Annotated in this window: 22 protein-coding genes and 1 tRNA gene; 9 read left to right on the forward strand and 14 right to left on the reverse strand. The window is 69.4% G+C overall.

The window, feature by feature from the left end; all coding sequences use genetic code 11:
- Window positions 1-113: 113 nt before the first annotated feature.
- From ACTOWL_RS06520 to ACTOWL_RS06550, 7 genes are read right to left on the reverse strand one after another with little or no spacing between them, the layout of a single operon-like run.
- Window positions 114-893 (reverse strand): ABC transporter ATP-binding protein, encoded by a 780-nt coding sequence (locus ACTOWL_RS06520; protein WP_441320392.1) that lies wholly within the window; start codon window positions 891-893, stop codon window positions 114-116.
- A 13-nt stretch (window positions 894-906) separates the two neighbouring features.
- Window positions 907-1,752: an ABC transporter permease gene (locus ACTOWL_RS06525; RefSeq protein WP_441320393.1), complete on the reverse strand. Its 846-nt coding sequence runs from the start codon at window positions 1,750-1,752 to the stop codon at window positions 907-909.
- A 22-nt stretch (window positions 1,753-1,774) separates the two neighbouring features.
- Window positions 1,775-2,779: an ABC transporter substrate-binding protein gene (locus tag ACTOWL_RS06530; protein ID WP_441320394.1), complete on the reverse strand. Its 1,005-nt coding sequence runs from the start codon at window positions 2,777-2,779 to the stop codon at window positions 1,775-1,777.
- Window positions 2,780-2,823: 44 nt separating this feature from the next.
- Window positions 2,824-3,753, reverse strand: coding sequence for a 2-hydroxyacid dehydrogenase (locus ACTOWL_RS06535; protein WP_441320395.1), 930 nt, complete (start codon window positions 3,751-3,753; stop codon window positions 2,824-2,826).
- A 5-nt stretch (window positions 3,754-3,758) separates the two neighbouring features.
- Complete coding sequence (locus tag ACTOWL_RS06540; protein ID WP_441320396.1) at window positions 3,759-5,102, reverse strand: NAD(P)/FAD-dependent oxidoreductase; 1,344 nt, start codon at window positions 5,100-5,102, stop codon at window positions 3,759-3,761.
- Between the two features lie 2 nt (window positions 5,103-5,104).
- Window positions 5,105-6,364: an MFS transporter gene (locus tag ACTOWL_RS06545; protein WP_441320397.1), complete on the reverse strand. Its 1,260-nt coding sequence runs from the start codon at window positions 6,362-6,364 to the stop codon at window positions 5,105-5,107.
- A gap of 19 nt (window positions 6,365-6,383) precedes the next feature.
- Window positions 6,384-7,616: a pyridoxal phosphate-dependent aminotransferase gene (locus ACTOWL_RS06550; protein WP_441320398.1), complete on the reverse strand. Its 1,233-nt coding sequence runs from the start codon at window positions 7,614-7,616 to the stop codon at window positions 6,384-6,386.
- Window positions 7,617-7,817: 201 nt separating this feature from the next.
- Between ACTOWL_RS06550 and ACTOWL_RS06555 the strand changes: the two genes are divergently transcribed.
- Complete coding sequence (locus ACTOWL_RS06555) at window positions 7,818-8,843, forward strand: LacI family DNA-binding transcriptional regulator (protein WP_441320399.1); 1,026 nt, start codon at window positions 7,818-7,820, stop codon at window positions 8,841-8,843.
- A gap of 80 nt (window positions 8,844-8,923) precedes the next feature.
- On the opposite strand, the gene ACTOWL_RS06560 is transcribed toward ACTOWL_RS06555, so the two are convergent.
- Complete coding sequence (locus ACTOWL_RS06560; protein ID WP_441320400.1) at window positions 8,924-9,490, reverse strand: M20/M25/M40 family metallo-hydrolase; 567 nt, start codon at window positions 9,488-9,490, stop codon at window positions 8,924-8,926.
- Here ACTOWL_RS06560 and ACTOWL_RS06565 point away from each other — a divergent pair.
- Together ACTOWL_RS06565 and ACTOWL_RS06570 are read left to right on the forward strand one after the other, a co-directional pair.
- Window positions 9,489-9,668 (forward strand): TrbI/VirB10 family protein, encoded by a 180-nt coding sequence (locus ACTOWL_RS06565; protein WP_441320401.1) that lies wholly within the window; start codon window positions 9,489-9,491, stop codon window positions 9,666-9,668. The genes ACTOWL_RS06560 and ACTOWL_RS06565 overlap by 2 nt on opposite strands.
- 12 nt (window positions 9,669-9,680) lie before the next feature.
- On the forward strand, window positions 9,681-10,493 hold the full coding sequence (locus ACTOWL_RS06570; RefSeq protein ID WP_441320402.1) for a DUF2274 domain-containing protein: 813 nt from the start codon (window positions 9,681-9,683) through the stop codon (window positions 10,491-10,493).
- Between the two features lie 83 nt (window positions 10,494-10,576).
- Here ACTOWL_RS06570 and ACTOWL_RS06575 read toward each other — a convergent pair.
- Window positions 10,577-10,651: transfer RNA gene (locus tag ACTOWL_RS06575), tRNA-Met, on the reverse strand.
- A gap of 122 nt (window positions 10,652-10,773) precedes the next feature.
- Between ACTOWL_RS06575 and ACTOWL_RS06580 the strand changes: the two genes are divergently transcribed.
- Entirely contained in the window at window positions 10,774-12,207 is a 1,434-nt protein-coding gene (locus tag ACTOWL_RS06580) for a M16 family metallopeptidase (protein WP_441320403.1), read from the forward strand.
- A 19-nt stretch (window positions 12,208-12,226) separates the two neighbouring features.
- A complete protein-coding gene (locus ACTOWL_RS06585; RefSeq protein WP_441320404.1) occupies window positions 12,227-13,552 on the forward strand; it encodes a M16 family metallopeptidase in 1,326 nt (441 codons plus the stop codon).
- Here the strand turns inward: ACTOWL_RS06585 and ACTOWL_RS06590 are convergent.
- The 3 genes from ACTOWL_RS06590 to mnmA form a co-directional block, all read right to left on the reverse strand.
- Window positions 13,549-14,463: a DMT family transporter gene (locus tag ACTOWL_RS06590; RefSeq protein ID WP_441320405.1), complete on the reverse strand. Its 915-nt coding sequence runs from the start codon at window positions 14,461-14,463 to the stop codon at window positions 13,549-13,551. The two genes, ACTOWL_RS06585 and ACTOWL_RS06590, sit on opposite strands and share 4 nt — an antisense overlap.
- A gap of 103 nt (window positions 14,464-14,566) precedes the next feature.
- A complete protein-coding gene (locus ACTOWL_RS06595; RefSeq protein ID WP_441320406.1) occupies window positions 14,567-14,869 on the reverse strand; it encodes an SCP2 sterol-binding domain-containing protein in 303 nt (100 codons plus the stop codon).
- Between the two features lie 36 nt (window positions 14,870-14,905).
- Entirely contained in the window at window positions 14,906-16,033 is a 1,128-nt protein-coding gene (gene mnmA, locus ACTOWL_RS06600; protein ID WP_441320407.1) for a tRNA 2-thiouridine(34) synthase MnmA, read from the reverse strand.
- Between the two features lie 129 nt (window positions 16,034-16,162).
- On the opposite strand from mnmA, the gene ACTOWL_RS06605 reads away from it, so the two are divergent.
- The 4 genes from ACTOWL_RS06605 (at window position 16,163) to ACTOWL_RS06620 (ending at window position 20,074) form a co-directional block, all read left to right on the forward strand.
- Window positions 16,163-16,969 (forward strand): HpcH/HpaI aldolase family protein, encoded by an 807-nt coding sequence (locus ACTOWL_RS06605; protein WP_441320408.1) that lies wholly within the window; start codon window positions 16,163-16,165, stop codon window positions 16,967-16,969.
- A 145-nt stretch (window positions 16,970-17,114) separates the two neighbouring features.
- Entirely contained in the window at window positions 17,115-18,083 is a 969-nt protein-coding gene (locus tag ACTOWL_RS06610; RefSeq protein WP_441320409.1) for a tripartite tricarboxylate transporter substrate binding protein, read from the forward strand.
- A gap of 13 nt (window positions 18,084-18,096) precedes the next feature.
- Window positions 18,097-18,564 (forward strand): tripartite tricarboxylate transporter TctB family protein, encoded by a 468-nt coding sequence (locus ACTOWL_RS06615; protein ID WP_441320410.1) that lies wholly within the window; start codon window positions 18,097-18,099, stop codon window positions 18,562-18,564.
- Between the two features lie 4 nt (window positions 18,565-18,568).
- Entirely contained in the window at window positions 18,569-20,074 is a 1,506-nt protein-coding gene (locus tag ACTOWL_RS06620) for a tripartite tricarboxylate transporter permease (protein ID WP_441320411.1), read from the forward strand.
- On the opposite strand, the gene ACTOWL_RS06625 is transcribed toward ACTOWL_RS06620, so the two are convergent.
- Complete coding sequence (locus ACTOWL_RS06625; protein WP_441320412.1) at window positions 20,043-20,864, reverse strand: carbohydrate ABC transporter permease; 822 nt, start codon at window positions 20,862-20,864, stop codon at window positions 20,043-20,045. The genes ACTOWL_RS06620 and ACTOWL_RS06625 overlap by 32 nt on opposite strands.
- Window positions 20,861-21,829 carry a carbohydrate ABC transporter permease gene (locus ACTOWL_RS06630; RefSeq protein WP_441320413.1) on the reverse strand — a complete coding sequence of 323 codons (969 nt, stop codon included), beginning with the start codon at window positions 21,827-21,829 and terminating at the stop codon, window positions 20,861-20,863. The genes ACTOWL_RS06625 and ACTOWL_RS06630 overlap by 4 nt, the downstream gene beginning before the upstream one ends.
- Window positions 21,830-21,856: the final 27 nt, after the last annotated feature.

The raw sequence follows: 21,856 nt of genomic DNA on the forward strand, positions 1-21,856 counted from the left end.
CTGGGCTGTCCGCAAATGGCCGGATCGGTTGGGTTCGGGCGGCGTCGTGGAGCCTTTCGCCAACGCCCGGTCACGGCCGACAGGGCACGGTCGCGCCGTGATCCTGCGACAGGCTATGCAGCGTGTTCCTGCAGGTCGCCGGCCACGAGGCTCCAGATGCGTCGCTTCAGCGCTCCATAGGCAGCCAGGAGTTGAGCCTCGATATCACGTGGTCTGGGCAGATCGTTCTCGATCACGGCGGCAATCCGGCCGGGACGGGGCGACATCACCACGATCCGGTCGGCCATCACCAGCGCCTCGTCGATATTGTGCGTGACGAAAACCACCGTCTTGCCGCTGTGGGCCTGAATGCGCATGAGCTCGCCTTGCAGCACCTCGCGCGTCATCGCGTCGAGCGCGGCAAAGGGCTCGTCCATCAGGAGCACCTGCGGATCGGCGGCGAGGCAGCGCGCGAGCGTCACGCGTTGCTGCATGCCGCCGGAGAGTTCGACCGGGTAGTGCTCCGCGAAGCCCGACAGTCCGACCAGCTCGATGAAGCGCTCGGCGATATCGCGTCGCTCTCCGCGTCGGAGACCTTTCATCTTCGGACCGAAGGCGACGTTCTCGCGAACGGTCTTCCATGGGAAGAGCGCATAGGACTGGAAAACCATGCCGCAGCGCGGGTCGATGCTTCGTATTCCCTCGCCGCGCAGGCTGACGTCCCCGCTCGTCGGCGCGACGAAGCCGGCGAACATGTTGAGCAAGGTGGATTTGCCGCAACCGGAGGCGCCGAGCAGGCAGAGGAACTCGCCTTCGCGCACGTCGAGCGTGACGTTGCTCAGGGCCAGCACGCCGCCACCATGACGGCCGCCGAAGCGCTTCGAGACAGTGTTGGCCGACAGGATGGTGGTCATGATCGCTCTCCGATCAGGGCGTGCGCCGGTTGCGTTCCCAGGGCAGGAGCCAGGCCTCGATGCGGTTGGCTGCGAGGTCGGCGATCAGCACGGTTGCCGAGATGCAGACCATGCCGACCAGCACGAGCGGCATGTTGCCCCAGTCCTTCGCCGACCAGATCAGGGCGCCGAGCCCGGTCTGGGCCGCGACCATCTCGGCCGAGAGAACGCAGGACCAGGCGATGGCGAGGCTGACCTTGAGGCCCGCCAGGATTCCCGGCAGCGATCCCGGCAGCACGACCTCGCGCATCACGGCCAGTCTGGAGGCCCCGAGATTGCGCGCCGCCTTGACCAGCAGCGGATCGACGCGCTTGGTGCTCTCGACCGTGTAGAGCAGGATGTAGATCCACGAGCCCATGAACACGATCGCGATCTTCTGGCTCTCGCCGATGCCGAGCCAGAGCATGGTCAGCGGGATCCAGGTGATCGAGGGCAGCGGCCGAAGCAACGAGATCAGCGGGTCGATCACCGCCTTGGCCGGCCACCAGGCGCCCATCACGATGCCGAGCGGCACGGCGACGACCGCCGCAAGCCCGAAGCCCAGGAACACGCGCCGCGACGAAGCTGCGATCGAGATCCAGAGGTCGGTCGTGCCGGCGATGCCCCTGGCCTCGGCCGCGACCATCGACGGCGAGGGAAAGAACAGCGGCGAGATCGCTCCGGTCTCGGTCGCCAGTGCCCACAGCCCGTAGAGCGCGAAAATGCCGAGGAGGTTGAGCAGGAGAACCGGTCGGCCAAGGCTCGGCAGCCGCCATCTCGGCCGGCTGGCCGGCTCGTCAACGGCGGACAATGCGAGATCGCTGATGGCGGGTGTGGACATGGCTTCGCTCCACTGCGGCGGGTCAGGGCTTCGGCACGAAGGCGGTGTTCTCCCAGGCGCGGACATCGGGCTTGACCGGGATCTTGCCGCTTTCGGCAAGCCAGCCGGCGAGATAGTCCATCTGCTCGCCATGCTTGCGCATGTGCTCGGGCCAATCCTTCGTCCCGTAGTAGGTGAAGCCCTTGATGCCCGCGAGAACGGCTTCGGGCGGCTGGCGGAAGTAGTGCGCGACCGTCTGCGCCGCCTCCTCGGGATTGGCGTTGACGAAGTCCGCCGCCTTCATCACGGCCGCAGCCAGCTTGCCGGCCGAGACCGGGTCCTCTTCTACGAGCTTGCGGGAGATGATCATGATGTCGGGCGCCGACATCGTGCCGAAGCGCTCGAACATCTCGGTGTCCTTGTCGGTGCCGAGCAGGGCGCCGTCCGGCACGGCCTTCTTCAGCCCGTCGAGGATGGGCTGCCAGATGCAGGCCGCATCGACATCGCCACGTGAGAGCGCGAGCTGCATCTCGTTCGGCGGCAGGTTGACGTACTGGATGTCCGACGACGTCAGTCCAGCCTTGGCAAGGAGACCCGCCATGGTGATCTCGGCCGAGGTGTTGGCTGCGATCTTCTTCCCCTTGAGATCGGCGAAGCTCTTGAAGCCCGGCCGCGCCCAGCAACCCTCGCTGCCGGGGGAGTCGTCGATGTTGGCAAAGTAGTAGAAGCTGGCATTGCCGCGCGCCATCTCGCTGATCACGGTGGTGCGGCCGAGATTGCTGAAGGCGACGGAGCCGGCGGTCAGCGCGCGCACCCGGTCGCTCGAGTTCAGCACCACCTGCAGGCTGACATCGAGCCCGGCCTCGGTGAAATAGCCCTTGTCGACGGCGAACAGCACCGGGACCATCCCGAGCCATGTGACAGAGCCGGCGAAATCGAGCTTCGGCCTCTCGGCGTCTTGGGCGATGCCGGCGGCGGGAGCCGCGACCGTGGCAAGGCCGAGCGCGACCGCGAAGGCCGCTGCTGCGAGGAAACGGGGTCTGGCCATGGTCGATCTCCAATCCTGGTCGAGTGGGGTGGACGGCGGTGGGCCTAGTAGCCGGCGACGGTATCGACCTCGTTCACAAGCTCCCGGCCGGAACGGAAACGGCGGACGTTCTCGGCGAAGGTGTCGACGATCGTCCTGATGCTTGCCGTCGAGGAGCAATGAGGCGTGACATGGAGGTTCGGCACGTCCCAGAGGGGGCTGTCCTTCGGCAGCGGTTCGACCGGAAAGGCGTCGATCGTGGCGGCGCGAAGCCGTCCGTTCCGCAACGCGGCGACCAGGTCGGCCTCGACCAGGTGCCCGCCGCGCCCGGCCGAGATCACGACGCCGCCTGGCGGCATGCCCGCGAAGGTCGCGGCGCTCAGGATGCCGCGCGTCGTCTGCGTCAGCGGCAGCAGGTTGATCAGGATCTCGGTGCGGGCGAGAAATTCATCGAAGCCATCAGGTCCGGCAAAGCAGGTGACGCCCGGCACCGCATGGCGCGAGCGCGACCATGCGGCGGTGTCGTAGCCGACGCCGGCAAGGCGCTCGGCCGCGAGGCGGCCCATCTGGCCAAGCCCCATCACGCCGACGCGGACCTCGCGCGCGGAGCGCATGATCTTGTAGGCCCATTCGTGCTGCTGCTGGGCGGCGAGGAAATGCGCGATGTCGCGGTGGTGGAACAGCGTCCAGGCGAGGGCGTAGTCGGCCATACGCGAAGCGAAGTCGTGGTCGACGATGCGCACCATCCGGATCCCCTTGGGGAAGTCGGGATCGAGCAGGTAGTGGTCGATGCCGGCGCCGGTCGCCGACATCAGCTGGAGGTTCCGGAACAGCTTGAGGAAGCCATGCGGCATGCGGAAGACGATGCAGATGTCGATCTCGGCGGGATCGCCGGCATCGGGCCATTCGCGGACATCCTCATCGGGCAGCGCGGCGCGGATGCCCTCAATCAGATCGCGTCCGTAGGCGTTGTGGAGCCAGGCGAGGATGGCCATGGGCGTCAGGATCCGTTTCTGATGGCAGGAGAGCGGGCTGGCGGCGCCTCCCGGCGCGCCTGGCGGTCATCGATGCGGCGAATGAGTTCGGCCGCGGCGGCGACGGCCAGCCGCGAGCCCGGCAACCAGGCTCTCCGGCGCCCCGCGGCATCGGGGAACCCCGTCTCCTCGGCCCGTTCACCACGGGCTCTTTGCGCAAGAGCCACCCCGAGCGCAGTGCCGAGCCCGATGCCTCGTCCGCTCAGCCCATAGCCGACGAGCAGACCCGGGAGCGGTTCCGTCAGCCGGGGATATTGGTCCGTCGCCAGATCGACCCAGCCTGACCAGGTCTCGGCAAAGGATTCGATCCCGAGGGCGGGGAAGAGCGTTCGAAGGCGCGCGAGGCCTTTCGCGAGATCACCCATAGCGCACCCGCTCGCCGGACCTGAGAGCGTGACGATGAGCCGGCCGTCGCCCGTCCGCCTGACGCCGGAGGGCAGCCGTCGTGTATCGGTCAGCGCCCGGTAGCGCTCGAGAACACCGGCGAGCGACTCCGCCGGCAACGGCGCGGTCGCAGCCTCGTGAATGCGGAACGGCAGAATCCTGCGCCGCAAGGCCGGCAGGAGATGTCCTGTCTCGATTCCGGCTGCGACGATGACCGTTTCGCAGGCGAGGCTGCCGGCCGGCGTGACAACGCGCCAGCCGCCAGCCGCCGGTGCGATCCCGATGACGGGACTTTCCTCATGCAGGCGTGCGCCTGCCGCGATCGCGGCGCGAACCAGGCCACGGACATAGGCCAGAGGATTGAGCGTGCAGCCGCGCGGCTCGACGAGAGCGCCGTGATAGGCCCCCCCGCCGATCGCGGCCGCCGTTTCGCCGGCGTCGAGGTACGGCAGCGAGACGCCGCGTCGGCCCCACGCGTCGCGCCGGATGGCAAGCGTTCCCGCGCCCGCAGCCGAATGGGCGGCGAAGAGCAGGCCGCTGTCGTCGAGGTCGCAGGCGATGGCGTGGCGGGCGACGTTCTTTCGGACCAGGGCCGGAGCGTCCGCTGCCAGGGCGATGAGCCTTTCTCCGGCGTCCTGCCCGAGATCGGCGACCGCGCGGGCCGGCTCGGTGCGGAGATAGGGGACGACCTGGCCGAAGGCACGGCCGCTGCCGCCGGCGCCGACGCTCCGCGCCTCCACGAGGCGCACCGAAAGACCTGCCTGTGCGAGATGGAGGGCCGCGCTCGCTCCGGTGATCCCGGCGCCGATCACGGCGATGTCGGTCCGCACCTCGCTGCGCAGGGGTTCGCCAGCGGGCTCCCGCTCGCCCGAACCCGCATAGGCTTGCGGCAGCGATGATGTCGTCAGATCGGGATGGCGCGCCATGGTCAAGGCTCCGTCACGGGTGGCAGGCCACGTCGGCGCAGCACGGTTTCAAGGCGCATCAGCAGGAGCGGCGCGGTCCAGGACGCGGCGATGGCGAGCCAGGCCACCCGGTCCATGCCGGCAAGCATGCCGTTGGGCCTGACGCTCAGCAGCAGCGGCGCCGTGCCGGCGCCGATCGCCTGGGCGAGATTGGTCACGGCCGCCGCCAGCGACTGGAAGGCGGCGCGCTCCGCGGGCAGCGGCACGCGCGTCGCGGAGCCCTGGCTCACGGTGCTGCGGACGAGCTGCAACACCAGCACCATCGCCAGGATGGGGAGCGCCGGCAGCAGCGGTGCTTCGCCGAGGAATGCGGCGCCGAGGACGAGCGTGGTCGTGAGCGCAGCGCCCGCAGCGACCGGCAGGGCGCCGAAGCGATCGCTCGTGCGGCCCGCCAGCGGCACGACCGCGAGCGTGAGCGCGCCGCCCAGCAGATAGACCGCCGAGAGGCCGGTCGGCCCAAGGCCCGTATTGCGCAAGACGAAGACCGGAAGGTTTGGCGAGACCAGCAGCGCCGAGAAGGAGGCGGCGGCGATCAGCAGAAAGGCGATCAAGCTCGGCTGACCTGCAATCAGCCTGAACACGGCGCGCCATTCGACGTTGAAGGGCTTAGCCACGACATCGGACAGATGCCCTCGGTGCGGGCCGATCGCGTAGACGGTCACGGCCGAGATTGCACCGCCGCCGAGAGCCAGGGCGAGCAGCGCCCAACGCCAACCGCCTGGCATCGCCGCCAGCAGCGTGCCGGCCGGCAGACCGAGTACGAGCGCTAGACCATAGGTGCCGACCAGCCGGCCGACGGCAAGGCCCCGCCGCTGCGGCGGGACGACATCGCTGGCGACGGCGATGAGAAGGCCCCAGAGCGGACCTGCCGCACAGCCGGCAAGCGCGCGCGTCAACATCAGCGCGGCCATATCGGGCGCTGCGGCGCTCGCGCCGATCGCGAGCGTGAAGGCGCCGACGCAGCACGCCAGCGCATCGCGGCGGTCGAAGCGGTCGAGAACGAAGGAGGCCGCGAAGCCGCCCACCGCGGCGGCCAGCGAGTAGACCGCGCCGAGATAGCCGACCGCATCGGCCCGGCCGCCGACCTCCGCGACGAGGAACGGCCCAAGCGGAAACATCACCGTGGCGTTCAGCGCCACGACGAAGGCGACCGCGGCGAGCAGGGCCACCAGGCCGCGCTCCGAGAGACCGTTTGTCGTCGCGAACATGCGATCGCCCTTCATCTGGCCTGGCTCAGGCTTCTCACGCGCGTGCCCGCGCCGGAGCAGCGGCGGGCGCAAGCGCAGCGCAGGCCGAGGCGATACGCTCGATCGCCCGGTCGAGCTTCTCGTCGGACGCCGCATAGGAGAGCCGGAGATGGCCGGGACAGCCGAAGGCCGAACCGTGCACGAGGCCGATTCCGGCGGCATCGAGCAGGTAGAGCGCGAGATCCTCGTCCGTGGCGATGACACCCCCATCGGGGGCCTGGCTGCCGAGCAGCGCTCCGCAGGACGGGAAGACGTAGAAGGCGCCCTCGGGCACGCGGCAGGACAGGCCCTCGACGGCATTGAGACCGGCAACGACCTTGTCGCGCCGCCGTTCGAAGGCCGCGACATGGTCGGCAATGAAATCCTGCGGTCCATTCAGCGCCGCGACCGCGGCGGCCTGGCTGATGGAGGCGGCGTTGGTCGTCGAATGCGACTGGATCGCCGACATCGCCCGGATCAGCGGCTTGGGTCCCCCGGCATAGCCGATGCGCCAGCCGGTCATGCAATAGGTCTTGGAGACGCCATTCATCGTCAGCGTCCGCTCGCGCAGCTTCGGTTCGACCGCCGCGATCGTTGCAAAACGGAAGCCGCCATAGGTCAGGTGTTCATAGATGTCGTCGGTGAGAATCCAGACCTGCGGATGACGCAGCAGGACCTCGGCAATTGCCGCGAGTTCCTCCCGCGAATAACCCGCGCCGGAAGGATTGGCGGGCGAGTTCAGGATCAGCCAGCGCGTCCGCTCGGTGATTGCCGCCTGGAGAGCCTTCGGGTCGAGGCGGAAGCCGTCCTCCGGTGCGCAGGGCACGATCACCGGCGTGCCTTCGGCCAGCAGAACGATCTCGGGATAGGACACCCAGTATGGCGCCGGAATCACGACCTCGTCGCCGGCGGAGAGGCTCGCCATCAGCGCGTTGTAGACGACCTGTTTGCCGCCTGTGCCGACGATGATCTCGTCCTGGGCATAGGCAAGCCCGTTCTCGCGCTCGAACTTCGCAGCAACGGCGCGACGCAGGGCGGGCGTCCCGTCGACGGCGGTGTACTTCGTTTCACCGCGGTCGATCGCCTCCTTGGCCGACTGCTTGATATGCGCCGGCGTGTCGAAGTCAGGCTCGCCCGCCACCAGGCTCAGCACGTTGCGTCCCTGTGCGGCCAGATCGGCGACACGTCCGTTGAGGATGACCGTCGGGGACGGCTTGACCCGCCGGAGGCGCTCCGCTGTCTGGAACATGTTCATTATCCCCAAAATGGCGTTGGATAAATTCTGACATATCCGTATCTTGAGTCAATGAACCGGTTCCAAATTCTTTGCACAAATGCCACGCATAAGCTGCCCGATCAGGCAACTTCGTGCCTTGATTTGCGGCAGGCGGCGCTTGGGGTGGGCATCGGCGTTTGACAGGATGGCGCCGCGATGAAGCAGGGTGGGGCGATGGCAGTGATCAAGAAGGCGACGATTCGGGACGTGGCGGCCAAGGCCGGCGTTGCGCTCGGGACGGTGTCGCGCGTGCTGAACGACCATCCGTCGGTGACGCTCCAGGCGCGCCGCCGCGTGCAGGACGCGATCAAGACACTCGGCTATCAGCGCGACGCGGTCGCCGGAAGTCTGCGCAACGCCCGCACCCGAATGGTTGCCTGCGCGATTCGCGACTTCGATATCCCGGCCTTCGCGAGCTATGTGAAGGCGGCCGAGGCCGTGTTCCGACGCGCTGGCTATACCTTGCTTCTGGCCAGCACCTCGAACGAGAAGGATGTCGAACTCGGGCTTCTGCGCGGTTTTGCGCAACGTCGTGTCGAGGGCGTCATGATGACGATGAGCGACGAGGCGGATGCCGAGCTCGCGTCAGCGATCGTCGGCGCGCCGATGCCGATCGTGCTGATCGACCGCGAACTGCTGCAGAACGTCGACCGCGTGATGGCGGACCATCAGTCCGGTGCCGAGGAGGCGACGGGGCATCTGCTGTCGCTCGGCCACACCCGCATCGGCATGATCGTCGGCGACCCGGCGGCTTATCCGTCACGCAGCCGCATCGCCGGGTTCAGGCGCGCCCATGAGCAACGAGGCGTCGAAGTCGACGACGCGTTGATCCGCGACCATGCCCTCTCCAACGAGATCACGTTCCGCGAGACCTGCGCCTTGTTGTCGGGGCCGAATCGGCCGACGGCCCTGTTCGTCGCCGCGGTCGACATGCTTGCCGGCACGCTGCGCGCGATCCGCAGCAGCGGCCTCGAGCCCGGGCGCGACATCACGATTGTCGCGGGCAGCGATTCCGACCTCGCGGAACTCGGAACTCCCCCTGTCTCGGCACTGTCCTGGGACCGTGCCGAGATGGGCCGTCATGCCGCCGAGATGCTGCTGGAGCGCATCCGCGATCCGCAGCCGCGGGCGCCGCGCTGCGTCAGACTGCCGGTGTCCTTGATCGTGCGGGGCAGCACCGCGGAATCCCGGTCCCGATAGCGAGGTTGCCGACGATCATGCCACATGCTTGACGACCGGTGCGACCAGCGAGGGCAACTCGAGCCGAGCGACTCCATCTCTCATGCTGGGGAGAGGCGTCTTTCCACGATTCGCGCCAGGAGGCTCGCGCCGACCGGCAGGATGCCGTCATCCAGCACGAAGCCGGGATTGTGCACCGGCACCGAACCTGCATGCCCGACGGTGCAGTAGACGCCCGGCGTCGCGTGCAGCATGTCCGCAAAATCCTCGCTGCCCATCACCGGCGCCGTCTTCAGATAGACCTGATCCGGCCCGACGATATCGCGAGCCGCTTCGAGATAGCCCTCGACCAGATCCTCGGTGTTCACCAGGACGTCGAACACGTTGCGGATGTCGCATTCGATCTCGACCTCGAAGGCGGCGGCGGTGCCCTCGGCGATGGCGCGCATCCGCTGGCGCACGAGCTCATTGACCTCCCGGTCCAGGAACCGGACCGTGCCGGAGACGACGGCCTCCTCCGGCACGATGTTATAGGCGCCGCCCGCGTGGATCTGGGTGACCGAAAGCACGGCCTGCTTGAGCGGACTGACGTTGCGGCTGACGACTGATTGCAGCGACTGGACCAGCGCGGTGGCGACGATGATCGGGTCGCGCGAATGCTCGGGCATGGCGCCATGGCTGCCGCGCCCGCGGATCCGGAAGTCGACCCAGCAGAACATCAACGAGGCCGGTCAGCGCCTCACCGAGAAGTCGCTCGACATCCAGCCCACCATCACTATCCGCCCTGGCTGGCCGCTGCGCGTCATCGTCCACAAGGACCTGGTGCTGCGGCCCTATCGGGGCTGACGGGAGACCGCCATGACCGAATTGAAGCTCGGCCGGCTGCCGGATCGGACGCCCGCCCCGATCACCTTCGTGGCGCCGCCAGAACTTGCGCGGGCGCTCCAGGCCTATGCCGAAGCCTATCGCACCGAGATATGGAATTATTGCGCACCTCAGATGCGGAATAATTCCATGCTGCACCTCGTCGGCGAAACCATAGACGCCAAGCGTGCCCATCTGCGCGCCCAAGCCGGCGAGCTTATCCAACTCGTCCGCGGTGTCTATGTCGATGCCGACGGTGATGCCGAGACAACGGTTCTTGGCCATGCCGTCCGCATCGCGCGCTATCTCTATCCGATGGCCTACCTGTCTTCGGCGAGCGCCGTCCTGCTCGGGCCGGCACCGAACGGACGACTGTTCATCACCGGGCGCCGCAACCAGCGCACCCGTCTTCGATCGCTCGAGATCATCCAGAACGAGGCTCCCGCACACCCATCCACGGTCGGCGTCGTTGTCGGCGACGATCTGGGAGAATTGCGGGCGGAGGCCTCGTCGCCACGGCAGCGTCTCCTGGAAGCCTTCCGCCTGCGCAGCGAGCATGCGAGCGCGATCACGGACACGATGCGGGCCCAGATGGCGACGCGCTTGGTCGAGGAATATGGATCGTCGGGCGCGGCCGCGGATGCGGTATGGGCTCTCGCCCGCGAGAACGGCTGGTATCGTGAAGGCGAAGCTGCCGAGCGCTATTTCCTGGTCCGGCCGGATGCCGAGAAGGTCAGCCGGAACAAGGCGGCCCTGGATTTCATCGTCGCTTGGCACGGCACGCCGCTCGGGCACCTGATTCCATGACGGCGGACAACCGGGAACGGTCCGTCCGCCTTCCAAGCCCTTGTCCCGTCGCGGAATTCCGCCGGAACGCACAGGAAATTCGATGGTAGCTGGGGAGGGATTTGAACCCCCGACCAAGGGATTATGATTCCCCTGCTCTACCACTGAGCTACCCAGCCATCGGGGCCGAGCGTATACGCGCCCGCCGCCGCCCCTGTCAAGCCACCCGGGACAGTGTCGCAGAACGCCGCCTTTGCTTGCGGCAGCGGCTGTGCTTCCGGTACCTAGAAGCATGACCGCGATGCCCCCCTCCGTCCGCCGGTTGGCCGCCGCCTTCGTGCTGAGCGCCGCCGTCGCCGCGCCGGCCCTCGCCCAGGAGGCCGCTCCCCCGGCTGTGCCGACGGCCGCCCCGCCGCTGGCGGCGCCGGCGCCGCTGCCGGACGATCTGCGGATCGCGCCGCAGGCCCAGAGCTTCACCCTCGGCAACGGGCTGCAGTTCATCGTCATCCCGGCCGGCACCGCCCCGGTGGTGACGCAGATGGTGTGGTACCGCGTCGGCGCCGCCGACGAGGCGCCGGGCCAGTCCGGCATCGCCCATTTCCTGGAACACCTGATGTTCCACGGCACCAATTCCCATCCGCAGGGCTACTCGCAGGAGCTGGCGGCGATCGGCGGGGTCGAGAACGCCTTCACCACCGCCGACTACACCGCCTACTACCAATCCGTGGCCAAGCAGAACCTGCCGCTGGTGATGCGCTACGAGGCCGACCGGATGCAGAACCTCGTGCTCGAGGAGAAGCGGGTCAACGCCGAGCGCAACGTGGTGCTGGAGGAGCGGCGGATGCGGATCGAGAACGAGCCGTCGTCGCGTCTCGGCGAGGCGATGAACGCCGTCCTGTACCTCAACCACCCCTACCGCGCACCGGTGATCGGTTGGCCGTCGGAGATCGAGGCGCTGCGGCGCGAGACCGCGCTGGCCTTCTACGACCGCTTCTACACGCCGAACAACGCCACGGTGGTGATCGCCGGCGACGTCGACCCCGCCGCGGTGAAGGCGCAGGCGGAGGAAATCTACGGGCCGGTCAAGCGCCGGGCCGAGCCGCCGCCGCGGGTGCGGCCGCAGGAACCGGAGCCGCCGGCGCCGCGCCGGCTGGAGCTGACCGACGCCCGCGCCGGGCAGCCCTATCTGCGCCGCAACTACCTGGCCCCGTCGGTGGTGACGGCGGCGCCGGGCGAGGCCGCGGCGCTGCAGGTGCTGGCGGCGGTGCTGTCGGGCGAGACCGGCCGGCTCTACCGCGCCCTGGTGACCGAGCAAGGCAAGGCGGCGATGGCCGGCGCCGGCTACGACCCCGACGCGCTCGACTACAGCCCCTTCGCCGTTTACGCCGTGCCGCGCGGCGACGTGGCGCTGCCGGATCTCGAGGCGGCGATGGACGCCGTTCTCGCCGGCGTTCGCGACGAGGCGGTGCCGGAGGATGAGCTGGCGCGGGCCAAGCGTCGCCTGCTGGCGGGCGCGATCTACGGCCAGGACGATCCCGGGGCGCTGGCCCGGGCCTTCGGCGAGGCGGCGGCGCTGGGCCGCGGCGTCGCCGACGTGCAGGGCTGGCCGGGCCGCATCGCCGCGGTCAAGGCCGCCGATGTGCAGAAGGCGGCGCGGACATACCTGCAGCCGCCGCGCTCCGTCACCGGGCTCCTGACCCGGCCGGCGGATGCGACCCAGGCCAAGCAGCCCTGACCGCGCGAGGACCATGCCGATGAACGCGATGCTTTCCCCATTGCGCGCTGCCCTGGGCGCCGCCCTGACCGGTCTGCTGCTCGCCGCCGCCACGCTGCCCGCCGCCGCGACCACGATCGACCGCGTGGTCAGCCCCGGCGGCATCGAGGCCTGGCTGGTCGAGGACCACACCGTGCCGGCCGTCACCGTCTCCTTCTCCTTCGACGGCGGCGCCGCCCAGGACCCGGACGGCAAGGCCGGCCTGGCCTCGCTGCTCAGCGAGATGCTGACCGAGGGGGCGGGGCCCTACGACGCCCCCGGCTTCAAGACCGCCCTGGCCGACCGCTCGATCCAGCTCGGCTTCTCTGCGTCGCAGGATTACAACGGCGGCCGGCTGAAGACGCTGACCACCGAGCGCGATGCCGCCTTCGAGCTGCTGCGCCTGGCGCTGGCCGAGCCGAAGCTGGCGCAGGGCGACTTCGACCGGATCAAGGCCGGCCGCATGGCCGAGCTGAACTTCCAGGAGAACGACCCCGGCACCATCGCCGACGACCGCTGGTCCGCCGCCGCCTTCCCCGGCCATCCCTACGGCCGGCCGTCGATCGGCACCAAGGACAGCGTCGCCGCGATCGGCACGGCCGACCTGCAGGACCTGCGCCGCCGCCTGTTCGCCCGCGACGGGCTGCGCCTGGCCGTGGTCGGCGACATCGACGCCGCCACGCTCGGGCCGGCGCTGGACCGCGTCTTCGGCGGCCTGCCGGCGAAGGGCGACCGCACACCGGTGCCGGAGATCGAGGCCGCCGCCAAGGGCACCGAGATGGTGCCGCTGGCGGTGTCGCAGGCGTCGATCCAGCTCGGATTCCCGGCGCCGCGGCGCGACGACCCCGACTATTTCCCGGCGATCGTGATGAACCACATCCTCGGCGGCTCGACCTTCACCTCGCGGCTGTACCGCGCGGTGCGCGAGCAGCGCGGCCTGGCCTATTCGGTCGACAGCGACACCATCCAGCTCAAGCACGCCGGGCTCCTGCTGATCACCGCCGGCACCCGGGTGGACAAGGCGGGGGAGAGCCTGTCGGTGATCCGGGACGAGATCGCGCGGCTGGCGAAGGACGGCCCGACCGAGCAGGAGGTGGCCGAGGCCAAGAGCTACCTGATCGGCAGCTACCCGCTGGGCTTCGCCTCGCATGACAGCCTGGCGTCCTATGTGCTGTCGCTGCAGCTTGCCGGCCGCGGCCGCGACTTCATCGACAAATATCCCGGCCTGATCGAGGCGGTGACGCCGGCCCAGGTCAAGGCGGTGGCCGCCCGGGTGCTGCAGGTCAAGGACCCGACCGCGGTGGTGGCGGGAACGCCGGCCAGCTAGGCCGGCTGCGCCTTCCGCGCCCGGCCGGGCAGGGTCATGGCGGCAACGCCGATCACCACCAGCACCAGGCCGTACAGCGCGGTCGGGGCCAGGGTCTCGCCCAGCAGGACCACGCCGATCGCCACCCCGATCGGCACCCGCAGATAGGCCTGCGCCATGGTGGCGACCGAGCCGAGCGAGGCGATCAGCCGGAAGTAGAGCACGAAGGCCAGGGCGGTCGAGACCACGGCCAGCCCGGCCAGTGCGCCGAGCGAGCTGGCGGAGGGCGCCAGCGTCCAGGGCCGGTCCAGCACCAGGCTCAGCGGGATCAGCATGGCGGCGCCGGACAGCATCGACCCGGCGGCCGGCACCATCGGGTCCAGCCCCTTGAAGTTGCGGCCGAAGATGGCGGCGATGCCGTAGCACACCGTGGCCGCCACGATCGCCAGCTGCGGCAGCAGGTCGTGCCCGGCGCCGGACAGAGCGTCGAGGCCGATCACCAGCGTGATCCCCGCGACCCCGGCGGCGATGCCGAACATCTTGCGCCCGGTCACCGCCTCATGCCGGGTGATCGCCCAGGTGAACAGGAAGGTGAAGATCGGCGAGGTCGAGTTCAGGATCGCCGCCAGCCCGGCATCGACCCGGGTCTCGGCCCAGGCGATCAGCACGAAGGGGATGGTGCTGTTGACCAGCGCCTGCACCGCGAACAGCCGCCATGTGCGCCCATCGGTCGGCATGCGGATGCCGCGCAGCCGCAGCACCAGCAGCAGGATGGCGCCGGCGATCACGGTGCGCGCCGCGATCAGCGTCACCGGCGGGATGGTGGCGACGCCGAGCTTGATGAAGCTGTAGGAAGCACCCCAGAGGGTGGCGAGCAGCACCAGCAGCAGATAGTCGGTGACGGGCGCGCGATCGGCGGCGGGTGCGGACATGGAGGCCTCCTCGTTTGGTGGCCCGACCATGCCCTGCGCGCGGGCGCCTGTCGCGCGCCGACGCTGCGGTTTCCGTCGAAGTGTCGGGGCTTCGCCGCAGCCCTCAGTCGTCCAGCAGCGCCGCCAGCTTCATGCCGACGGTCAGGGAGCCGTTGGCTTTGATCTTGCCGGTCATGTAGGCCATGGTCGGGCTCAGGCTGCCGTCGACCATCCGCCGCAGCGTCTCCGCCTTCATGCTCAGGGTGACGTCGGCCGGGGCGTCGCCGATCGACACCGCCGGCGCCGGGCCGGTGCCGTCGAGCACGATGAAGCCATCGGTGCCGAGGTCGAACTTGACGCGGGCGTCGAGCGGGGCACCGCCGGCAGCACGGCCGCGCACGGCTTCGGCGAGGGCGTCGAGCGACATGGGCAAAGTGTCCTTTCTGTCGGCGGAAAACTGAGGTCAGGCGGCGGCGCGCTCGGCCCGGGCGATGAAGCCGCCGCCGAGCACGCGGTCGCCGTCATAAAGCACGGCGGCCTGTCCCGGCGCCACCCCGTGCTGCGGCGCATGCAGCTCCAGCACCGCCGCATCCGGGCCGGTCAGCCGCACCGTCGCCGGCACCGGCGACTGGGCGGAGCGCAGCTTGGCCTCGACCGTCCGGCCCTCCGGGCCGGGCGCCGCGTCCAGCCAGTTCAGCTCGGTCAGGGCGACGCTGTGCCGGGCCAGGGCCGACCACGGGCCGACGATGACGCGCTTGGCCTCGGGGTCGAGCCGGACGACGTAGAGCGGCTCGTCATTCGACTTGCGGCCGCCGATGCCCAGGCCCTTCCGCTGGCCGATGGTGTAGTGGACGATGCCCTGGTGGCGGCCCAGCACGGTGCCGTCGAGATGCACGATCTCGCCGGGCCCGACCGCGCCCGGGCGCAGCCGCGCCACCACCTCGCCGTAGCGGCCCTCGGGCACGAAGCAGATGTCCTGGCTGTCCGGCTTGTCGGCGACCACCAGGCCCAGGCGCACCGCCTCGGCCCGGGTCTCGGACTTGCTGTTGCCGCCCAGCGGGAAGCGCAGGAAGCCCAGCTGCTCGGCGGTGGTGGCGAACAGGAAGTAGCTCTGGTCCTTGCCCGGGTCGATGGCGCGGTGCAGCTCCGGCCCCTCTCGCCCCTCGACCCGGCGGACATAGTGGCCGGTGGCCAGGCAGTCGGCGCCCAGGTCGCGGGCGGTGTCCATCAGGTCGCGGAACTTGACCTTCTGGTTGCAGCGGATGCAGGGGATCGGCGTCTCGCCGCGCAGGTAGCTGTCGGCGAAATCCTCCATCACCGCCTGGCCGAAGCGGCTCTCGTAATCCAGCACATAGTGCGGGAAGCCGATGCGGTCGGCCACGGTGCGGGCGTCGTAGATGTCGGCCCCGGCGCAGCAGGCGCCCTTCTTCTGGATGGCGATGCCGTGGTCGTACAGCTGCAGCGTGATGCCGACGACGTCGTAGCCCTGCTCGGCAAGCTGGGCCGCGACGACGGAGCTGTCCACGCCGCCGGACATGGCGACCACGACGCGCGTCGCGGCCGGGGGCTTGTCGAGACCGAGTGAATTCATGGCGGGCTGAATATAGGGAGGGATCGGCGCCGAGAAAACCGGCAGATGGTCCGGGCCGCCATGCTGGCCTGTTGTCGGACATAACGAGGGGTGCGTACACTCCTGGGAAAGCGAGGAGGGAACCCCGGAATGTTTCGCCCCAACCGGTTGAAGGAACGGCTGCGCCGCGGCGACCAGCTGTTCGGCGCCTGGGTCGGCAGCGGCTCGCCCACGGTGGCCGAGATCATGGCCCATGCCGGCTTCGACTTCGTCATCCTGGACACCGAGCACGGGCCCGGCGGCATCGACGAGACCGTCGACCTGCTGCGCGCGATCCAGGCGTCCGACACCCCGGCGGTGGTGCGGGTGCCGGCGCATGACCCGGTCTGGCTGAAGCGGGTGCTCGATGCCGGCGCCGACAGCCTGATGGTGCCGATGATCGAGAGCGCGGCCGAGGCCGAGGCGCTGGTGCGCGCCTGCCGCTACCCGCCGGCCGGCCGCCGCGGCTATGCCGCCGGCGCGGTGCGCGCCTCGACCTACGGCTTCGAGCCGGACTACATGCGCAAGGCCAACGACAACCTGCTGCTGCTGGCCCAGATCGAGTCCAGGGATGCGGTGCCCGAGGCCGCGGCGATCGCCAGGGTCGACGGCGTCGACATGGTGTTCATCGGCCCCAACGACCTCGGCGGCTCGATCGGCCTGCTGGAGCAGTTGCACGATCCGCGGGTGCAGGACCTGGTCCGGCAGATCGAGGATGCGGTACGGCCGACCGGCACGCCGCTCGGCACCGTGCCCAGCTCGGCCTCGACCTGGGCCGAGCTGTTCGACCGCGACTACCGCATGGTCACCGGCGGCGGCGACGTGCCCTATCTGCGGCAGGCGGCGTCGGACTCCGTCGCCGCGTACAAGGCCTATCGCGAAGGCGCCGGGAAGGGGACCAAGGGCGGCGGCTACTGACGGAAATTTGTAGGTTGGGTTCGCCCTGCGAACCCAACATGGCGACGCCGACAATGTGTTGGGTTCGCGCCGCGAACCCAACCTACGACACCAAACCGGCGCCAAGACCGGTGCGGAAGCACACAGAAAACAGAAGGGGGAAACCATGCTCAAGACCGTGATCGCCGGCCTCGCCGGCGCCCTGCTGGCTGCCGTGGCAGCGCCCGCCGCCCAGGCCGAATGGCCGGAGCGGCCGATCACCTACATCGTGCCCTGGGCGGCCGGTGGCGGCACCGACGCCGTCTCCCGCATCCTCGCCTCGTTCCTGGAGAAGGAGCTGGGGCAGCCGGTCAACGTCGTGAACCGCACCGGCGGCAGCGGCGTGGTCGGCCACACCGCGATCGCGACCGCGGCGGCCGACGGCTACACCATCGGCACGCTGACGGTCGAGATCAACATGATGCACTGGCAGGGCCTGACCGACCTGACCTGGGAGAGCTACACGCCGCTGGCCCTGGTCAACGCCGATCCGGCGGCGGTCGAGGTGGCCGCCGACTCCCCGCATGGCGACATCAAGGCACTGCTGGAGGCGGTCAAGGCCAATCCCGGCAAATTCAAGGCCTCCGGCACCGGGCAGGGCGGCATCTGGCACCTGGCGCTGGCCGGCATGCTGCGCGATGCCGGGCTCGACCCCGCGGCGGTGACCTGGGTGCCCAGCCAGGGGGCGGCGCCGGGGCTGCAGGACCTGGTCGCCGGCGGCGTCGACCTGACCCCGGTGTCGCTGCCGGAGGCCCGATCGCTGATCGACGCCGGCAAGGTCAAGGCGCTGGTGATCATGGATGCGGAGCCGAGCGCCCTCTACCCCGACGTGCCGACGCTGAAAAGCGCGACCGGCAGCGCCTGGACCATGGGCGCCTGGCGCGGCGTCGGCGGGCCCAAGGGCATGCCGGAGGACGTGACCAAGAGGCTGACCGAGACCATCGGCCGGATCGTCCAGAGCGCCGAATACCAGGACATGGTCAAGTCGCGCGGCTTCGGCACCAAGGTGGCGCTGGGCGGCGAGTTCGCGACCTATATGAAAACCTCGAACGACGCGCTCGGCGAGGTGATGAAGGCCACCGGCCTCGCCAAGTAGCCGGACGCTTCCCGTGCGCTTCAACGATGCGTTCTTCGGTGCCGTGCTGCTGCTGGCCGGCATCGCCATCGCCTGGGCCACGGCAGGGCATCCGCCGATGCCCGGCCAGGCCTTCGGGGCGGGGTCGTTCCCGCTCGTCATCGGCGTGGCGCTGGCGGTCACCGCCTTGCCGCTGATCCTGTCCGGGCTGCGCCGGCGCAGCCCGGCGCTCAGCCTCAGCGACTGGGCGCGGTCGCCGCGCTGCTGGCGCGACCTGGCCCTGACCCTGGCGGCGCCGGCCGTCTACATCGTGGCGGCGGATCTCATCGGCTTCGTGCCGACCGCCTTCGTCATCCTGCTGGTGCTGGCGGCCGCGCTCGGCGCCCGGCTGGCGACGGCGACGGTGTTCGCCGCCGTGCTGGCGGTCGGCCTCTATCTCGGCTTCGCCCGGGGGCTGCGCGTGCCGCTGCCCCGCGGCTGGCTGGGCCTGCTCCTGGGGTGACGCCATGACCGACCTGCTGCTGGCCCTCGAGCTGGTCTTCGATCCCTATGTCCTGGCCGTGATCGCCGGATCGGCCGTCTATGGCATGCTGGTCGGCGCCATTCCGGGGCTGACCGCGACCATGGCGACCGCGCTGCTGGTGCCGGTCACCTTCTTCATGCCGCCGATCCCGGCGGTGGCGGCGATCGTCACCGCCACGGCGATGGCGATCTTCTCCGGCGACATCCCGGGCTGCCTCTTGCGCATGCCCGGCACCCCGGCCTCGGCCGCCTACACCGACGAGGCCTACGCCATGACCCGCAGCGGGCGGGCGGAGATGGCGCTCGGCGCCGGGCTGTTCTTCTCGGCGCTCGGCGGGCTGTTCGGCACGGCGGTGCTGATCGTGGCGGCGCCGGCCCTGGCCGATTTCGCGCTGAACTTCAGCTCCTATGAGTATTTCTGGCTGGTCCTGCTGGGCCTGTCCTGCGCCGTCTTCATCTCCGGCGCCCAGGTGACCAAGGGTATCGCCGCGCTGCTGGTCGGGCTGTTCATCTCCTGCGTCGGGCTGCAGAACCCGGCCGGCGTGCCGCGCTTCACCTTCGGCAGCGTCGACCTGATGGGCGGCATCAACGCCATCAACGTCATGGTCGGCCTGTTCGCGGTGTCCGAGGTGATGCGCGGCGTCCTGGCCATCCGCCAGCCGATCGAGGTGGCGCGCCGGCCCTCGGGCAACGTGCTGGCCGGCCAGTTGAAGCTGCTGTTCACCTATCCGAAGAGCTTTTTGCGCGGCAGCGTGCTCGGCACCGTGATCGGCATCCTGCCCGGTGCCGGGGCCGACATCGCCGCCTGGATGTCCTATGCCGTGTCCAAGCGCTTCTCGAAGACGCCGGAGAAGTTCGGCACCGGCCATGTCGAGGGCATCATCGAAAGCGGCTCGGCCAACAACTCGGCCCTGGCCGGCGCCTGGGTGCCGGCGCTGGTGTTCGGCATCCCCGGGGATTCGATCACCGCGATCGCCATCGGGGTGCTGTACCTCAAGGGCCTGAACCCCGGGCCGACCCTGTTCATCGAGCAGGCGCCGCAGATGTACGCCATCTTCCTGATCTTCATCCTGGCGAACATCGTGATGATCCCGCTCGGCCTCGCCACCATCCGGGCGGCGCGCCAGATCCTGCTGCTGCCGCGCAGCCTGCTGAGCCCGCTGATCCTGATGTTCTGCATCGTCGGCGCCTTCGCGATCGAGAACTCGCTGCTCGGCGTGCTGGTGATCCTGGTGTTCGGCGTGATCGGCTTCGTGATGGAGGAGAACGGCTTCCCGGTGGCGCCGCTGATCCTGGGCCTGATCCTCGGGCCGATGCTCGAGGACCATTTCTTCACCTCGATGATCAAGGCCGACGGCAGTATCCTGGCGTTCTTCGAACGGCCGATCGCCGGCGTGCTCGGGGTGCTGGCGGTGGCGATCTGGGCGCTGGTCCTGCTGGCCGGGCTCCGTCGGGCCGTTACTTCAGCGCCCCGGCCGTCAGCCCGCTGACGATCCGGCGCTGCAGCAGGGCGAAGACGATCAGGATCGGGGTCACATAGATCGCGGCATAGGTCATGATCCCGCCCCAGTCATTGGTGTTCGGGCCCATGAAGGAGGACAGGCCGACCGTCGCGGTCTGCAGGGTCTCCGCCGCGATCAGCGAGCGCGAATAGACGTATTCGCCGAAGGACTGCAGGAAGATCAGCACCGACACCACCAGGATGCCGTTGCGGGCGAGCGGGATCATGATGCGGAGGAAGGCGCCGATGCGCGAGGCGCCGTCCACCCGCGCCGCATCCTCCAGTTCGCGCGGCACCTGCAGGAAGGTCGACCGGCACAGCACGATGTAGAGCGGCAGCACCTTGGCGGTCTGCGCCAGCACCACGGCGGCGCGGGGCGTCTCGAGCAGGCCGACCTGGTTGAAGGCGACGAAGATCGGCGTCACCATCAGCGACGGCGGCAGCACCTGCAGCATCAGCACCAGGAACAGCGCCACCGCGGTCCAGGCGTTGCGGTGCCGCGACAGGGCATAGGCGGCGCCGGTGCCGACCAGCGTCGCCAGCGCCGTGGTGCCGACCGCGATCAGCAGCGAGTTCCACAGATACCGGTCCATCGCATGCTCGGCGAAGATCTTGCCGAACTGCCATTGCGGGTCGGCCGGCCAGAAGCTCGGCGGGAAGGCGAAGATCTCGGTGCCCGACTTCAGCGCCGTGACGTACATCCAGTACAGCGGGAACAGGTAGATCGCGGCGAAGACCAGGGCCAGGCTCAGCAGGATGAAGGGCTTGGCCGTCCTCATGCCGCGTGCTCCCGCTCGGTCGAGCGGACATAGAGCGCCGCGACCAGGATCACCAGGGCGATCATCAGCACCGCGACGACGCTGCCGGCCGAGATCTCGTAGGTCTCGAACGACATCTGCCAGGACCAGTACTGGGCGACGTTCGACGCGTTGGCCGGGCCGCCTTTGGTCAGGGCCGCGATCAGGTCGAACTGCTGCAGCGTGAAGATGATGCCCAGCGACACCACGGCGCCCAGCGTCGACCGCATCATCGGCAGGGTGATGTGCAGGAAGCGCCGACCGGCCCGGGCGCCGTCGATCTCCGCCGCCTCGTACAGGTCGCGCGGGATCGCCGCCAGCCCGACCGACAGCAGGATCATGTTGAACGGGATGCCCAGCCAGATGTTGGCGATGATCACGGCGAACAGGGCCATGTCCGGGTCCGACAGCCAGAAGATCTTGCCGCCGGTCAGGTGCAGGCTGGTCAGGGCGTAGTTCAGCACGCCGAAATCGCCGGCCAGGATCCATTTCCAGATCGCGCCGACCACCAGCGCCGGCATGATCCAGCCGGCCAGGAACACGCCGCGGATATAGGTCGCGCCCGGGAAGGGCTGCTGGAAGAACAGCGCCAGGCCGAAGCCGATGCTGAGCTGGAAGGTGATCGACAGCACCACGAAGATCACGGTGTTCTTCAGGATCTGCAGCGCCTCCGGCCGCGAGAACACGTCGCGGTAGTTGTCGAGCCCGGCGAAGGGCCGGTCGAACGAGGCCAGCGAGAACATGTCGACCTGCTGCAGCGACATCACCAGCGTGTAGGCCAGCGGGAAGGCGGCGAAGACCAGCAGGTAGCCGACCGCGCACAGCACCAGCGCCACGTCGAAGCCGCTGCCGTCCCGCAGAGTGCGCAGCAGCGGGATGCCGGCCAGGGCGGGGCGTGCATTGACCGGACGATCGGTCGCCGATTGGCGGATCCGGGCACTCGTCATCGACACCCCCTCCCCCTGCCCCCTCCC

The organism is Inquilinus sp. CA228, assembly GCF_052078665.1.
Classification (GTDB): Bacteria; Pseudomonadota; Alphaproteobacteria; order DSM-16000; family Inquilinaceae; genus Inquilinus.

Coding starts and splice junctions, on each gene's coding strand:
- ACTOWL_RS06595 (WP_441320406.1), bottom strand. CDS start 14,869: ATGTCGCTCGACGCCCTCGCCGAAGCCGTGCGCGGCCGTGCTGCCGGC.
- ACTOWL_RS06570 (WP_441320402.1), top strand. CDS start 9,681: ATGACCGAATTGAAGCTCGGCCGGCTGCCGGATCGGACGCCCGCCCCG.
- ACTOWL_RS06590 (WP_441320405.1), bottom strand. CDS start 14,463: ATGTCCGCACCCGCCGCCGATCGCGCGCCCGTCACCGACTATCTGCTG.
- ACTOWL_RS06565 (WP_441320401.1), top strand. CDS start 9,489: ATGGCGCCATGGCTGCCGCGCCCGCGGATCCGGAAGTCGACCCAGCAG.
- ACTOWL_RS06555 (WP_441320399.1), top strand. CDS start 7,818: ATGGCAGTGATCAAGAAGGCGACGATTCGGGACGTGGCGGCCAAGGCC.
- ACTOWL_RS06620 (WP_441320411.1), top strand. CDS start 18,569: ATGACCGACCTGCTGCTGGCCCTCGAGCTGGTCTTCGATCCCTATGTC.
- ACTOWL_RS06580 (WP_441320403.1), top strand. CDS start 10,774: ATGCCCCCCTCCGTCCGCCGGTTGGCCGCCGCCTTCGTGCTGAGCGCC.
- ACTOWL_RS06520 (WP_441320392.1), bottom strand. CDS start 893: ATGACCACCATCCTGTCGGCCAACACTGTCTCGAAGCGCTTCGGCGGC.
- ACTOWL_RS06605 (WP_441320408.1), top strand. CDS start 16,163: ATGTTTCGCCCCAACCGGTTGAAGGAACGGCTGCGCCGCGGCGACCAG.
- ACTOWL_RS06525 (WP_441320393.1), bottom strand. CDS start 1,752: ATGTCCACACCCGCCATCAGCGATCTCGCATTGTCCGCCGTTGACGAG.
- ACTOWL_RS06545 (WP_441320397.1), bottom strand. CDS start 6,364: ATGAAGGGCGATCGCATGTTCGCGACGACAAACGGTCTCTCGGAGCGC.
- mnmA (WP_441320407.1), bottom strand. CDS start 16,033: ATGAATTCACTCGGTCTCGACAAGCCCCCGGCCGCGACGCGCGTCGTG.
- ACTOWL_RS06630 (WP_441320413.1), bottom strand. CDS start 21,829: ATGACGAGTGCCCGGATCCGCCAATCGGCGACCGATCGTCCGGTCAAT.
- ACTOWL_RS06625 (WP_441320412.1), bottom strand. CDS start 20,864: ATGAGGACGGCCAAGCCCTTCATCCTGCTGAGCCTGGCCCTGGTCTTC.
- ACTOWL_RS06550 (WP_441320398.1), bottom strand. CDS start 7,616: ATGTTCCAGACAGCGGAGCGCCTCCGGCGGGTCAAGCCGTCCCCGACG.
- ACTOWL_RS06540 (WP_441320396.1), bottom strand. CDS start 5,102: ATGGCGCGCCATCCCGATCTGACGACATCATCGCTGCCGCAAGCCTAT.
- ACTOWL_RS06610 (WP_441320409.1), top strand. CDS start 17,115: ATGCTCAAGACCGTGATCGCCGGCCTCGCCGGCGCCCTGCTGGCTGCC.
- ACTOWL_RS06535 (WP_441320395.1), bottom strand. CDS start 3,753: ATGGCCATCCTCGCCTGGCTCCACAACGCCTACGGACGCGATCTGATT.
- ACTOWL_RS06585 (WP_441320404.1), top strand. CDS start 12,227: ATGAACGCGATGCTTTCCCCATTGCGCGCTGCCCTGGGCGCCGCCCTG.
- ACTOWL_RS06530 (WP_441320394.1), bottom strand. CDS start 2,779: ATGGCCAGACCCCGTTTCCTCGCAGCAGCGGCCTTCGCGGTCGCGCTC.
- ACTOWL_RS06560 (WP_441320400.1), bottom strand. CDS start 9,490: ATGCCCGAGCATTCGCGCGACCCGATCATCGTCGCCACCGCGCTGGTC.